At 62.9% G+C, this 14535-nt stretch carries 8 protein-coding genes; 3 read left to right on the forward strand and 5 right to left on the reverse strand.

What is annotated here, in order from left to right:
- Nucleotides 1-589: 589 nt before the first annotated feature.
- Complete coding sequence (locus NRG23_RS09600; protein WP_009047925.1) at nt 590-976, forward strand: DUF6124 family protein; 387 nt, start codon at nt 590-592, stop codon at nt 974-976.
- 112 nt (nt 977-1088) lie between these two features.
- On the opposite strand, the gene NRG23_RS09605 is transcribed toward NRG23_RS09600, so the two are convergent.
- The 5 genes from NRG23_RS09605 to NRG23_RS09625 all read right to left on the reverse strand — a co-directional run bounded on the left by NRG23_RS09605 (nt 1089) and on the right by NRG23_RS09625 (nt 10304).
- Nucleotides 1089-2255 carry a putative zinc-binding metallopeptidase gene (locus tag NRG23_RS09605; protein WP_257374567.1) on the reverse strand — a complete coding sequence of 389 codons (1167 nt, stop codon included), beginning with the start codon at nt 2253-2255 and terminating at the stop codon, nt 1089-1091.
- A gap of 292 nt (nt 2256-2547) precedes the next feature.
- Nucleotides 2548-4914: an NAD-dependent DNA ligase LigA gene (gene ligA / locus NRG23_RS09610; RefSeq protein ID WP_257374568.1), complete on the reverse strand. Its 2367-nt coding sequence runs from the start codon at nt 4912-4914 to the stop codon at nt 2548-2550.
- A gap of 129 nt (nt 4915-5043) precedes the next feature.
- Nucleotides 5044-5892: a cell division protein ZipA gene (gene zipA, locus NRG23_RS09615; RefSeq protein ID WP_009047922.1), complete on the reverse strand. Its 849-nt coding sequence runs from the start codon at nt 5890-5892 to the stop codon at nt 5044-5046.
- A 261-nt stretch (nt 5893-6153) separates the two neighbouring features.
- Nucleotides 6154-9642, reverse strand: a complete 3489-nt coding sequence (smc, locus tag NRG23_RS09620) for a chromosome segregation protein SMC (protein WP_038631191.1) — start codon at nt 9640-9642, stop codon at nt 6154-6156.
- A 2-nt stretch (nt 9643-9644) separates the two neighbouring features.
- Nucleotides 9645-10304 carry a GntR family transcriptional regulator gene (locus tag NRG23_RS09625; protein ID WP_009047920.1) on the reverse strand — a complete coding sequence of 220 codons (660 nt, stop codon included), beginning with the start codon at nt 10302-10304 and terminating at the stop codon, nt 9645-9647.
- A 268-nt stretch (nt 10305-10572) separates the two neighbouring features.
- Here NRG23_RS09625 and xdhA point away from each other — a divergent pair, with 268 nt between their 5' ends.
- Nucleotides 10573-12027: a xanthine dehydrogenase small subunit gene (gene xdhA, locus NRG23_RS09630; RefSeq protein WP_257374569.1), complete on the forward strand. Its 1455-nt coding sequence runs from the start codon at nt 10573-10575 to the stop codon at nt 12025-12027.
- Nucleotides 12020-14419, forward strand: a complete 2400-nt coding sequence (xdhB, locus tag NRG23_RS09635; protein WP_124313039.1) for a xanthine dehydrogenase molybdopterin binding subunit — start codon at nt 12020-12022, stop codon at nt 14417-14419. The genes xdhA and xdhB overlap by 8 nt, the downstream gene beginning before the upstream one ends.
- The last annotated feature ends 116 nt before the right edge of the window (nt 14420-14535 follow it).

The raw sequence follows: 14535 nt of genomic DNA on the forward strand, positions 1-14535 counted from the left end.
CGCTCTGTAAAGATTAAAAAATCTGAACGGCTTCAAGTACTTGGATCATTACCCCTCTCCCCGCCCGCTCGTCGATTCCTGTAGCCGCTGCCGCAGGCTGCGTTCGGTCGCGCAGCGGCCGCCATCGCGGGTGACACCGTATTTCAGCTGAGCGCAATCGAATGGCTGGCGACTGCTTTGCAGTCGATCGCAGCCTGCGGCAGCGGCTACAGGGGACCGCGCATGAGCGGAATGGCAGTTTTGCGGTAAGGCGGCAGTCGATTTTTCGCTTTGTTTTGTAAGGGGTTTCCTAGAAACTCTGGAACGCCTTTGGGCCGGTTGTACCCCTGAATTTGATCGGGCAGTCTGCGTGGGTCGTTGCAATTTCAACGACCCGGATGTGGAAGTCTGGAGCTAAGGACGTACAACCCTCTCAACAAGCACGGGTGCCTCATGGCACTGGTGAACTTGTTCTATGGCGGCTGTGCGTGGGGCACCTTCGGGTGCGCCGGATTCCTTTAGCTCCGGTCTTCCACACCTACGCACGGCTGCCACCCCTCATGTGGAAGTGAGATTTGGCAGTTCCTTAAATGCTAAAGGAATCGCACACATGAAAAAGCTCGTCCCCGATCCGCCACTCACTACCCCGCGTCGACTACGCGATCCTGAACTGGACGCGGCGAATATCTCCCTGCTCCTGTCGCTCAACGACCAGCAGCAACCGCTGCTCACACAACTCAAAGAAACCCGCAGCCAGCCGTTCGGCCTGCGCGACGCCCAGCAGCGCCCGCTGTTCGCGGTACAGGCCGGGGTGAATGCCGAAGAAGCCTTGATGCATGTTTCACTGCTGCTCAAATGCGCCGAAGAAGTCTCGGATGAAATCACCGAACAGGGCAGCGGCATCGAACGCGGCCTGATCTGGTCCATGGTGCATTCCGTGGAGATGGCTCGCGCAGTGGTCGATGCCCTGCTCGATGGCGTGCGCACAGCTCGCTAACCACCCTTGGTAGGAGCGAAGCTTGCTCGCGATAGCATCGCCGCGGCCTTCTGCCGGACCGAGTCGCCTGCATCGCGAGCAAGCTTCGCTCCTGCAGAGGCAGGTGGTGGGTTCAGGCCTGTTCGAGCACTTCGTCGGCCTTGCCGCCAGCTTGCTGGATCACCAGGTGGATGAAGTGCAGCTTGGCGATCACCGCGGGCGGCAGGATGAAGGGATAGAAGTCGGGCTGGCCCATGCTGCGTGACAATTCGTTGAGCATGCCCGCCAGTTCGATCCAGGCGTTGACGAAAGAGAGGAACGCCAGGCCGCCGGGATGCTGTGGGTCATACAGGGTGTTCAGCGGGAACGGCTGGTAGTCGAAGTCCATTTCCCGGGCGCTCATGCCGAAGCCCAGCGCGGTGTCCACCGCGTCCATCATGTGCAGGTAGTGGGCCCAGGTTTCCGCCCAGTCTTCCCAGGGGTGCATGGTGGCGTAGGCGCTGACGTAGGCCTGCGACCAATCGTTGGGCGCGCCCTGTTGATAATGCCGGTCCAGGGCTTCGGCGTAGCTTGCGCGCTCGTCGCCGAACAGCGCACGACAGGGTTCCAGCCAATGGCTGTTGGCGATCAGGCGGTCCCAGTAGTAATGCCCCACCTCATGCCGGAAGTGCCCGAGCAAGGTGCGATAGGGTTCGCGCATCTGTACCCGCACCTGCTCGCGATAGGCGTCATCGGCTTCCTTTATGTCGAGGGTGATCAGACCGTTGGCGTGGCCGGTCATGGGCGCCTTGCCCTGCCGATCGACACCGAGGAAATCGAAAGCCAGGCCAGCCTCTTCATCCTCGCTCTTGGCGATCAGCTGCAACCCCAGGCTCATCAGTTGCGCCACCAGGCGGCGCTTGGCGATTTCCACCTTGCGCCAGCGCTCGGGGTTTTCCGCCACGCCAAGATCGGGAATGGTCCGGTTCAACCGGCACGCCATGCACAAGGTGCCGGCGCCATAAGCCGGCAGCAGCCAGTTACAGGCCGCCGGGGTATCGAGGTTGGCGCAGCGCCGGAACAGCCCCGCTTGCGGGTCGACGTCCAGCAGCCAAGTATCGACCTCCGGCCCTGGCTGCAGCGACGACAGGCGACTCTGTTCCGGTTGATAACCCAGGGCCGCCGAACAGGCCAGGCACTGACTGTTGCGAAAGAACAGCGACTGCCCGCAGCGGCACAACCAGACCTTGCTGTTGCGGCTGTTCTCACGGACAAAGGGCGCGGCGATACGGGAACTGAGCTGTTCGAAGAAGCGGTACATGGCGATCTCTCCCTGGGCTTGCCAAGACTAGATCATGGGAACGGGACTATTGTTCCATCGCCTTGCTGGCGATCCGCTTTTCTGTAGGAGCGAGCTTGCTCGCGAAACGATTTCCATATCGCATCGCGTGCAAGCCTGGAGATTTTTTCGCGAGCAAGCTCGCTCCTACAAGGAAACGCGATTCCATGTAGCCGCTGCCGCAGACTGCGATAAGGTCCGCAGGACCTTCCGGCGCCCGACAAAGCAACGCCCGCTGCGCGGTCGATCGCAGCCTGCGGCAGCGGCTACAGGGTTATGCCGAGATACCGTGCTGGCCGAGGAAGGCCACGAAGGCTTCTTCATCCAGCACCTTGAGGCCCAACTCGTTGGCCTTGGCCAGCTTCGAGCCGGCGCCAGGACCGGCCACCACACAATGGGTCTTGGCCGAAACCGAGCCGGCAACCTTGGCGCCCAGGCTTTCCAGCTTGTCCTTGGCCACGTCGCGGCTCATCAGCTCCAGCGAGCCGGTGAGCACCCAGGTCTGGCCAGCCAGCGGCAGCCCTTCCACCACCTTCTTCTCGCTCTGCCAGTGCATGCCGAAGGCTTGCAACTGCGCCTCGATGGCCAGCGCCCGTGTGGCGTTCTCGGCGATATCGAAGAACTCGCGCACGGCCTTGGCCTGCTTCTCCGGCAGGGTCTGGCGCATGTCCAGCCAGTCCGCCTTGACCACACCCTCGAGGGTCCCGAACTTGTCCGCCAGCTTCTGCGCCGCACCCGGCCCCACCGATGGAATGTTCAGCTTGTCGAGCATGCCACCCAGGGTGGTGCTGGCAGCGAACTCGGCGCCCAGGTCGCCCTGATCCTGCAACTGCAGCCCGCACTGCTGCGGATCGAGCAAGGCACCGATGACCTGCTGGTTATGGCTGTCCTCGAAGAAGCTGTGAATCTCGTGAGCCACTTCCAGGCCGATATCCGGCAGGTAGGTCAACACTTCCGGCAAGGCCTGCTGCACGCGCTCCAGGGAGGCCAGGGAGCGCGCCAGGACCTTGGCCGTCTCCTCGCCCACATCGGGAATGCCCAGGGCATAGATGAAGCGCGCCAGGCCCGGCTTCTTGCTGTCTTCGATGGCCTTGAGCAGCTTGTTGCTGGAGACCTCGGCGAAACCTTCCAGGTCGATGATCTGCTCGTACTTGAGCTTGTAGAGGTCGGCCGGTGAGCCGATGAGTTTTTCGTCCACCAGCTGTTCGATGGTCTTGTCGCCCAGCCCTTCGATATCCATCGCCCGACGGGAAACGAAGTGGATGATCGCCTGCTTGAGCTGCGCACCACAGGCCAGGCGACCGACGCAGCGGTACACCGCGCCCTCGCTGATGGTTTCCTTGCCCTTGCTGCGCTTGATCAGTTGCGTGCGCTCGACATGGGAACCGCATACCGGGCAGGTCTGCGGGATATGCACCGGGCGCGCATCCTGTGGACGGCGCTCGGTGACCACCTGCACCACTTGCGGAATCACATCGCCGGCGCGGCGGATGATCACGGTGTCGCCGATCATCAGGCCCAGGCGCGCCACTTCGTCCATGTTGTGCAAAGTCGCGTTGGAGACGGTGACACCCGCCACCTTGACCGGTTTCAGACGCGCCACTGGGGTCACCGCGCCGGTACGGCCGACCTGGAATTCCACGTCCAGCAGCTCGGTCAGCTCTTCCATCGCCGGGAACTTGTGGGCGATGGCCCAGCGAGGCTCACGGGCCCGGAAGCCCAGTTCGCGCTGCGAGGCAATGCTGTTGACCTTGAACACCACGCCGTCGATTTCATAAGGCAAGCCATTGCGGCGCTCGCCGATATCGCGGTAGTAATCCAGGCATTCGTCGATGCCCTTGGCCAGCTTCAGCTCGCGACTGACAGGCATGCCCCAGTGCTTGAGCTGCTCCAGATTGCCAATATGGGTGTCGGCGATATCAGCAGTGACCTGGCCGATCCCGTAGCAGCAGAATTCCAGTGGACGGCTGGCGGTGATCTTCGAGTCCAGCTGGCGCAAGCTGCCCGCCGCGGCGTTCCGCGGGTTGGCAAAGGTCTTGCCGCCAACCTCCAGCTGCGCGGCATTCAGTCGCTCGAAACCGGCCTTGGACATGTAGACCTCGCCGCGCACCTCCAGGGTCGCCGGCCAGCCGCTGCCATGCAGCTTCAGCGGAATGTTGCGCACGGTGCGCACGTTGACGCTGATGTCTTCGCCGGTGGTGCCATCGCCGCGGGTCGCGCCGCGCACCAGCACACCGTCCAGATACAGCAGGCTGACCGCCAGGCCATCGAGCTTCGGCTCGCAGCTGTATTCCACCGCCGCCCCGCCACCGAACAGATCGCCCACCGGCAGGTCGAGCCCCTCGGTCACCCGCCGATCGAACTCACGCATGTCGGTTTCTTCGAAGGCGTTGCCCAGGCTGAGCATGGGGATTTCATGGCGCACCTGAGTGAAGGCCGAGAGCGCCGCGCTACCCACGCGCTGGGTCGGCGAATCGCTGCTGACCAGCTCCGGATGCTCGGCCTCCAGCGCCTTGAGTTCGTGGAACAAGCGATCGTATTCGGCGTCGGGAATGCTCGGCTCGTCGAGTACGTGGTAGCGGTAGTTGTGCTGATCCAGCTCAGCGCGCAGCTCAAGAATGCGGGTTTCGGCGGCGGTCATGGTGTTCTCTCAAAAAGCAAAAGAGCAGCCTAGGCTGCTCAATATTTGTCTGGAGGGTCTTGCGACCCTGTCGCGAGCCTGCTCCGGCAGGCCAAGGGTTTATGCCGGAGCAGCTGGCTCGCGAAGCGCTCAGCGCTTCTGGGTCAGGGCGCGACGTTCGAATTCGACGATGCGCTGACGGTAGTGTTCGATGGTCTGGGCGGTCAGCACACTGCGCTGGTCGTCCTTCAGTTCGCCGTTCAGTTCCTGGGACAGCTTGCGCGCCGCGGCCACCATCACGTCGAAGGCCTGCTTCGGATGACGCGGGCCTGGCAGGCCGAGGAAGAAGCTCACGGCCGGGGTGCTGAAGTGGTCGATGTCGTCCAGGTCGAATACGCCTGGCTTGACCGCGTTAGCCATGGAGAACAGCACTTCGCCGTTGCCGGCCATGCTTTCGTGACGGTGGAAAATATCCATCTCGCCAAAACGCAGGCCACTTTCCAGGATGTTCTGCAACAGCGCCGGGCCCTTGAAGCCGCCGGCATCACGACAGATCACGCTGATCACCAGCACTTCTTCGGCTTGCGGCTGGTCCTTGTCGGCGTAGCCGGAAGCCTTGGTTTCATCCGGGAAGTCGTCGTCACGGCTGCTGAAGCTCGGGCCGCCGTCCAGGTCCAGGTTGAGGTTCAGGTCGCCCTGCTGTGGCTCGCTGCCACGCTTGCCACGCTTGGAACCAGACTCGCGCGGTTCGCGCGCCGGCGCGCTCATCGACGGCAGGTCGTGCTCATCGAGTTGCGGTTCCTTATGGGTATCCAGCACGCGGGGCGGGCCCAGCAGTTCGGCACTGCTGTCGTCGTCCGGCAGGTTGGACAGGCTACGATCCAGACGGAATTTCAACTTTCCCTTGCCGCCGCGCATACGGCGCCAGCCATCAAAAAGAATACCGGCAATGACAATGATGCCGATGACGATCAGCCACTCGCGCAGACCGATTTCCATGTAATCCCGTGCCTCTATGAAAAATGCTGAAAAATAAGAGGTTTAGCAAACTGCAAACCGCTTTAAAACGTGGCGCCAACTCTATGTTCTGACTGGCCTTTTGCCCACGTATAGGAAAAATTGACATTAAACTAGCACGACCAAAGACAACTTTACACCGTCTGTCGCAACGGCTTCATTCAATATGTCGATCAGCCAGTACTCGGCGCAGGTAAAAAACTCTTACTTGTCACTTACATACCGGCTTTGGTCGCCCGGATATCAGGCGTCCACCATCGCCATCGCCTCCTCGACATCCACGGCTACCAGGCGTGAACAGCCGGGCTCGTGCATCGTCACGCCCATCAATTGATCGGCCATTTCCATGGCGATCTTGTTGTGGGTGATATAGATGAACTGCACCGTCTGCGACATCTCTTTAACCAGCCTTGCGTAGCGTCCAACGTTAGCGTCATCCAGCGGAGCGTCAACTTCGTCGAGCATGCAGAACGGCGCCGGGTTCAACTTGAAGATGGCAAATACCAGCGCCAGGGCCGTCAATGCTTTCTCACCACCGGACAACAAATGAATGGTGCTGTTCTTCTTCCCTGGCGGACGCGCCATGATCGTTACCCCTGTATCGAGTAGATCTTCGCCCGTCAGTTCCAAATAAGCGCTGCCGCCACCGAAAACTTTTGGAAAGAGTGCCTGTAAACCGCCGTTAATCTGATCAAAGGTATCCTTGAAACGATTACGGGTTTCCTTGTCGATCTTGCGAATCACGTTTTCCAGGGTTTCCAGGGCTTCCACCAGATCGGCGTCCTGGGCGTCCAGATAACGCTTGCGCTCGGACTGCTGCTGGTACTCATCGATGGCCGCGAGGTTGATCGCCCCCAGGCGCTGGATACGCGCGGCAATCCGCTCGAGCTCTTCCTCGGCCTCTTTCTCGCTGGCCTGTTCGGTCAGCGTGGCGAGCACGCCCTGCAAGTCGTAGCCGTCTTCCAGCAACTGGTCCTGCAAGGTCTTGCGGCGCACGCTCAGGGCTTGCCATTCCATGCGCTGCTGTTCGAGCTGGCCACGGATCAATTGCGATTGCTGCTCGGCCTGGGTCCGGCGTTTTTCCGCATCGCGCAATTCGCGGTCGGCATCCTCCATGGCGATCTGCGCGCTCTTGAGCTCGACGTCGACGGTCATGCGCTTTTCCAGCAACTCCTCGAGCTTCAGGCGCAGCTCTTCCAGCGGTGCGGCGCCCTCCTCCAGGTTCAGGCTGAGCTGTTCGCGCTTCTCCGTCAGGCGCTCCGATTGCAGCTCCAGGCGTTCCAGGGCCTGGCGGGTGGAATCGTGCTGGGCCTTGAGCGAACCCAGGCGTACCGCCAGTTGGTGAGCGTGATCCTTGTGCTGGCGAGCCTCCTGGCGCACCCGGTCCAGGCGCTCACGCAAACTGTCGCGCTGGGCCAGCAGCAATTCGCGCTGCTCGGTGTCCAGGGCCATGCTGTCGAGGGCTTCCTGCAGCTGCAGACGGGCTTCGCCCACCTGCTCGTGTTCCACGGCGCGCTGCTCGCCCAGCTCCGCCACCTCTTCATCCAGGCGGGTACGGCGCAAGGCCAGCTGTTCGGCCTTGGCCTTGCCGGCGGAAAGCTTGGCTTTCAATTCACCCTGCTGACGGGCTTCGTCCTGCAGCAGGCGGCGCAGGTGTTCGCGACCGTTCTCCTGCTGGCGCTGTTGCGCACGCAGGTTCTGCAAGTGGGTTTCCAGGTCTTCCACGCTGGCTTCGCGCTCGTCGCGCTCTTGGCTCAACTGCTCGATTTCCTGGTTGCGCGCGAGCATGCCGCTTTCCGCTTCGCTGGCGCGGCGCACCCGCAGGAAATGCCGGCCGACCCAGAAACCGTCGCGGCTGATCAGGCTCTCGCCGGCCGCCAATTGGCCACGCAGGGCAAGAGCCTGTTCAAGGTTTTCCACCGGTTTGACCTGACCCAGCCAGGGCGCCAGGTCGACCTGGGCATCGACCTTGTCCAGCAGGCTGCCGGGTATCCGCGCGCCCTCGCCCGCCAGCTGGAGCAGGCGCAGATCGCCCTGCTCGAACCCGGCCAGGTCAAAGCCGGCAAAGTCGTCGACCAACACCGCTTGCAGGTCGGCGCCGAGCACGGTTTCCACCGCCAGCTCCCAACCGGCCTCGACCTTCAAGCCTTCGGCCAGACGGGGACGCTCGGCCAACTGTTGCTCGCGCAGCCACTCCGCCGCGCCAGTCCCCGGATTGAGCGCTGCCTGCTGCAAAGCCTCCAGCGAGGCCAGGCGCCCATTGAGACGCTGCAATTCGCCCTGGGCCTGCTGCTGGGCCTGGGTCGCCTGATGCAGCTCCTGGCGCAGTTGCTCCAGGCGCTCGACCTGACCGTCTTCGCTGGCCTGCAAATCTTCCAGGGTCGCCTCGCTCGCCGCGAGTTGTTCGTTGAGTTCGAGGATTGCCGCGTCTTCCGGATCGGCGGCGAGCAACGCGCGCTCCTCCACCAGACGCCGCTGGCGCTCGCCCAGACGCTCCATGCTGCCTTCGAGCTGCTGGATACGCGACTGCTGCACCTCGGCCTGGCGCCGCGGCTCGGCGGACTTGAGGTTGAATGCGTCCCACTGCTCCTGCCAGCCGTGCATGGTGGCTTCGGCTTCTTCCAGGGCCGCGGCAGCCTCTTCGGCGGCGGCGCTGGTGACTTCCTGCTCGGGCTCGAGCATTTCCAGCTCTTCACCGAGGGTGGCGAGCAAGGTGCGGTCGTGACCCAGGTGGGATTCGGTCTCCTGGCGTGCACGCTCGGCCTCGCGCAAGTCGTCCTGCAACTGGCGCAGACGCTGCTGACCGTGCTGGATGCTCTGCTCGACCCGAGCGATATCGCCGCCGACCGAATAGAAGCGCCCCTGCACCAGATTGAAGCGCTCGGACAGCTCATGGTGACCGTCGCGCAGGCGCTCGATGGCGGCGTCGGCATTGCGTTGTTCCGCCACCAGGGCTTCAAAGCCGACTTCCTGGTTGCCGATGATCGATTCGCGCTGGCCGACCTGCTCGTTAAGCTCCTGCCAGCGCAACGCCGACAGCTGGGCCTTGAGCTGACGCTCCTCGGCTTTGTATTCCTGGTACTTCTCGGCCGCCTGGGCCTGGCGGTGCAGGCGTTCGAGCTGGCGCTCCAGCTCTTCGCGCAGGTCGGTCAGGCGCGCCAGGTTTTCGTGGGTACGGCGGATGCGGTTTTCGGTTTCCCGGCGACGCTCCTTGTACTTGGAAATCCCCGCCGCTTCTTCGATGAAGTTGCGCAGGTCTTCCGGCTTGGCTTCGATCAGCTTGGAGATCATGCCCTGCTCGATGATCGAGTAGCTGCGTGGCCCCAGGCCGGTGCCGAGGAAGATATCGGTAATGTCGCGACGGCGGCACTTGGCGCCGTTGAGAAAATAGCTGTTCTGGCTGTCGCGGGTGACCTTGCGGCGGATGGAGATTTCCGCGTAGGCCGCGTACTCGCCGACCAGGGTGCCGTCGGAGTTGTCGAAGACCAGCTCGATGCTGGCCTGGCTCACCGGCTTGCGGCTGGTGGAACCGTTGAAGATGACGTCGGTCATCGACTCGCCGCGCAGGTTCTTGGCCGAGCTCTCGCCCATTACCCAGCGCACGGCGTCGATGATGTTCGACTTGCCGCACCCATTGGGCCCGACCACCGCCGCCATGTTACTGGGGAAGTTCACCGTGGTCGGGTCGACGAAGGACTTGAACCCCGCCAGCTTGATGCACTTGAGCCGCACGCTCAGGCAACCGTCAAGGCGGCGACTACCAGGTCGCAACTGCGCCGGGCATAGGCCGTCAACACCAGGCGGATGGTCGACAGGTCACGGGCCAGCACGGCGGCCAGCAGTTGCTCGAACAGGTCGAGGAATTCGCTCATTTCCGCCTTGCGCTGCTCCAGGGCCAGGAAATAGGCACGGCTCATCGCCGGCTGCAGGTTCTCGACGGTTTCCTGCAGGTACGGGTTGTTGGCGAACGGATAAGCGGCGCGCATCACGTTGAAGCTGTCTTCGACGAAGCTGCGGATATCCTGGCGCTCGTAGGCGGCGATCAGCCGTTGCTGGATCTGCAGGAACGGCGCCATGTCGGCTTGCAGTTCCCAGCCGTTGGCCACCGAGTTGCCCAGCAGGATGTACAGTTCGCTCATCAGGGTGCACAGGCTCTGCACCTTGTGCGGGGTGAGTTCGGTCACATGGGCGCCACGACGCGGCAGGATGGCGATCAGGTGACGGCGTTCGAGGATCAGCAGGGCCTCGCGGACCGAGCCGCGGCTGACGTTGAGGGCCAGCGTGACCTTCTGTTCCTGAATGCGCTCCCCAGGCTTGAGCTCGCCGCGAATGATGCGTTCGGCGAGGTGGTGAGCGATTTGCTCGGCGAGGCTGTCCGGCGCCTTGAACGTCATGGTTTTCCTTCAAACTCTTAGATCGGTACAAGCGGCGCAGTGTAGCGCAATTGCTACCTCATGGCGGAGTGCCCAAGGGCCTGAATTTGGCACGGAATAAGCAAAAAGCACTGCGGCCCGGGAGGGTCAATACTGTTTGAAAGCGCTTGTTGATCGGCAAAAAGCAATTTCTTGACCCTTAGGTCAGAAATTAATTGACCGAAAAGTCAGACATGACTAAATTCGGCCCACGTCGGTTACCAATAATAATGAGTCTGCGAGGCCTTCCGTGATCCAGTTTTTACTCAACCAGGAACTCCGTAGCGAGCACAGCCTGGACCCGAATCTGACGGTGCTCAACTATCTGCGCGAGCACCTGGGCAAGCCCGGCACCAAAGAAGGCTGCGCCAGTGGCGACTGTGGCGCCTGCACCGTGGTGGTCGGCGAATTGCACACCGATGACACGGGCGCGGAGCACATCCGTTATCGCAGCCTCAACTCGTGCCTGACCTTTGTCTCGTCGTTGCACGGCAAGCAGTTGATCAGCGTCGAAGACCTCAAGCACCAGGGCCAGTTGCACAGCGTGCAGAAGGCCATGGTCGAGTGCCACGGCTCGCAGTGCGGCTTCTGTACGCCGGGCTTCGTCATGTCGCTGTTCGCCCTGCAGAAGAACTCCGAGCAACCCGACTCGCACAAGGCCCATGAAGCCCTGGCCGGCAACCTGTGCCGCTGCACCGGCTACCGCCCGATCCTCGCCGCCGCCGAGCAGGCCTGTTGCGGCAAACAGCCTGACCAGTTCGACGCCCGCGAAGCCGAGACCATCGCGCGCCTGAAAGCCATCGCCCCCAGCGAGACCGGAGAGCTGAACAGTGGCGACAAACGTTGCCTGGTACCGCTTACCGTATCCGACCTGGCCGACCTGTATGACGCCTACCCGCAAGCCCGGCTGCTGGCCGGCGGCACCGACCTGGCGCTGGAAGTCACCCAGTTCCACCGCCCGCTGCCGGTGATGATCTACGTCGGCAACGTCGCCGAAATGAAACGCGTCGAACGCTTCGACGACCGCCTGGAAATCGGCGCCGCCACCGCCCTCTCCGATTGCTACGACGCCCTCAAGGCCGAGTACCCGGACTTCGGCGAGCTGCTGCAACGCTTCGCCTCGCTGCAGATCCGCAATCAGGGCACCCTGGGCGGCAACATCGGCAACGCCTCGCCCATTGGCGACTCGCCACCCTTGCTGATCGCCCTGGGCGCGCAGATCGTCCTGTGCAAAGGCAACACCCGCCGCACCCTGGCCCTGGAAGACTATTTCATCGACTACCGCGTCACTGCGCGCCAGGAAAGCGAGTTCATCGAGAAGATCATCGTGCCGCGGGCCAGCGCCCAGCAGCTGTTCCGCGCCTACAAGGTGTCCAAGCGCCTGGACGACGATATTTCCGCGGTCTGCGCAGCCTTCAACCTGCGCATCGAAAACGGCGTGATCGCCGACGCCCGCGTGGCCTTCGGCGGCATGGCCACCACCCCGAAACGCGCCAAGCACTGTGAAGCCGCACTACTCGGCGCCGCTTGGAACGAGACCACAGTCGAACGTGCCTGCGCCGCCCTGGGCGAGGACTTCACCCCGCTTTCGGACTTCCGCGCCAGCAAGGAATACCGCCTGCTCAGCGCCCAGAACCTGCTGCGCAAATACTTCATCGAACTGCAAACACCGCACATCGAGACCCGGGTGACCGCTTATGTCTAATCATCACAAAGTCGAGAAGACTCAAGCCGAACTGAGCGCCCTGTTTCAGCAGGACCTGACCACCGGCGTCGGGCGCAGCGTCAAGCACGACAGCGCCGTCAAGCATGTGTCCGGCGAAGCGGTGTACATCGATGACCGGCTGGAATTCCCCAACCAGCTGCATGTCTATGCGCGTCTCTCGGACCGGGCGCACGCGAAGATCCTCAGCATCGACACCGCGCCCTGCTACGCCTTCGACGGCGTGCGTATCGTCATCACCCACAAGGACATTCCGGGGCTGAAAGACATCGGCCCGCTGCTGCCCGGCGACCCGCTGCTGGCCATCGACGATGTGCAGTTCGTCGGCCAGCCGGTGCTGGCGGTGGCCGCCCGCGACCTGGAAACCGCGCGCAAGGCGGCCATGGCCGCAGTCATCGAATACGAGGACCTGGAGCCGGTGCTGGACGTGGTCGAAGCCCTGCGCAAACGCCACTTCGTCCTCGACAGCCACACCCACCAGCGCGGCGACTCGGCCAAGGCCCTGGCCAGCGCCGAGCATCGCCTGCAGGGCACCCTGCACATCGGCGGCCAGGAACACTTCTACCTGGAGACCCAGATCTCCTCGGTGATGCCCACCGAAGACGGCGGCATGATCGTCTACTGCTCGACCCAGAACCCCACCGAAGTGCAGAAGCTGGTGGCCGAGGTGCTGGACGTGTCGATGAACAAGATCGTGGTCGACATGCGCCGCATGGGCGGTGGTTTCGGCGGCAAGGAAACCCAGGCCGCCAGCCCGGCATGCCTGTGCGCGGTGATCGCGCACCTCACCGGCCAGCCGACCAAGATGCGCCTGCCGCGGGTCGAAGACATGCTGATGACCGGCAAGCGCCACCCCTTCTATATCGAGTACGACGTCGGCTTCGACAGCACCGGGCGCCTGCATGGCATCCAGCTGGAGCTGGCCGGCAACTGCGGTTGCTCGCCGGACCTGTCGGCCTCGATCGTCGACCGGGCGATGTTCCACGCCGACAACTCGTACTACCTGGGCGACGCCACCATCAACGGCCATCGCTGCAAGACCAACACCGCGTCGAACACCGCCTACCGTGGTTTCGGCGGCCCGCAAGGCATGGTCGCCATCGAGGAAGTGATGGACGCCATCGCCCGCCATCTCGCCCTCGACCCGCTGGCGGTGCGCAAGGCCAACTATTACGGCAAGACCGAACGCAACATTACCCACTACTACCAGACCGTCGAGCACAACATGCTCGAAGAAATGACCGCCGAGCTGGAAGCCAGCAGTCAGTACGCCGAGCGCCGCGAAGCGATCCGCCGCTACAACGCAGGCAGCCCGATCCTGAAAAAAGGCCTGGCGCTGACCCCAGTGAAATTCGGCATTTCCTTCACCGCCAGCTTCCTCAACCAGGCCGGCGCGCTGGTGCACGTCTACACCGACGGCAGCATCCACCTCAACCACGGCGGCACGGAAATGGGCCAGGGCCTGAACACTAAGGTGGCGCAGGTGGTGGCCGAGGTGTTCCAGGTGGAAATCGACCGGGTGCAGATCACCGCGACCAACACCGACAAGGTGCCCAACACCTCGCCGACCGCTGCTTCCAGCGGCGCCGACCTGAACGGCAAGGCCGCGCAGAATGCCGCCGAGACCATCAAGAAACGCCTGGTGGAATTTGCCGCCCGGCAGTACAAGGTCAGCGAGGAAGATGTGGAATTCCACAACGGCCATGTGCGGGTCCGCGACCAGATCCTGAGCTTCGAGGAGCTGATCCAGCAGGCCTATTTCGCCCAGGTCTCGCTGTCCAGCACCGGCTTCTACAAGACTCCGAAAATCTACTACGACCGTGCCCAGGCCCGTGGCCGGCCGTTCTACTACTTCGCCTACGGCGCCGCCTGCGCCGAAGTGATAGTCGACACCCTGACCGGCGAGTACAAGATGCTGCGCACCGACATCCTGCATGACGTCGGCGCCTCGCTGAACCCGGCCATCGACATCGGCCAGGTGGAAGGCGGCTTTATCCAGGGCATGGGCTGGCTGACCATGGAAGAGCTGGTGTGGAACGCCAAGGGCAAATTGATGACCAACGGCCCGGCCAGCTACAAGATTCCGGCGGTGGCCGACATGCCGCTGGACCTGCGGGTCAAGCTGGTGGAAAACCGCAAGAACCCGGAAGACACGGTGTTCCATTCCAAGGCCGTGGGCGAGCCGCCGTTCATGCTCGGCATCGCTGTCTGGTGCGCGATCAAGGATGCCGTGGCCAGCCTTGGCGATTACCGGCACCAGCCAAGGATCGACGCGCCGGCCACGCCGGAGCGGGTGTTGTGGGGCTGCGAGCAGATGCGCCAGTTGAAGGTGACCAAGGCCGTCGAGGCCGAGTCTGAACTGGCGCCGCTCTAGACCGAGGTGCGCCCATCGCGGGCAAGCCTCGCTGCTACAGGTTGTGCGTCGTTCGCGCGTTACCTGTCCGTAGGAGCGAGGCTTGCCCGCGATGATGGCCGAACAGACAACAGCGA

It is taken from the genome of Pseudomonas sp. T8 (assembly GCF_024610635.1).
Taxonomy (GTDB): Bacteria; Pseudomonadota; Gammaproteobacteria; order Pseudomonadales; family Pseudomonadaceae; genus Aquipseudomonas; species Aquipseudomonas chlororaphis_I.

Coding starts and splice junctions, on each gene's coding strand:
- NRG23_RS09625 (WP_009047920.1), bottom strand. CDS start 10,304: ATGACGTTCAAGGCGCCGGACAGCCTCGCCGAGCAAATCGCTCACCAC.
- ligA (WP_257374568.1), bottom strand. CDS start 4,914: ATGACCGCCGCCGAAACCCGCATTCTTGAGCTGCGCGCTGAGCTGGAT.
- NRG23_RS09605 (WP_257374567.1), bottom strand. CDS start 2,255: ATGTACCGCTTCTTCGAACAGCTCAGTTCCCGTATCGCCGCGCCCTTT.
- NRG23_RS09600 (WP_009047925.1), top strand. CDS start 590: ATGAAAAAGCTCGTCCCCGATCCGCCACTCACTACCCCGCGTCGACTA.
- zipA (WP_009047922.1), bottom strand. CDS start 5,892: ATGGAAATCGGTCTGCGCGAGTGGCTGATCGTCATCGGCATCATTGTC.
- xdhB (WP_124313039.1), top strand. CDS start 12,020: ATGTCTAATCATCACAAAGTCGAGAAGACTCAAGCCGAACTGAGCGCC.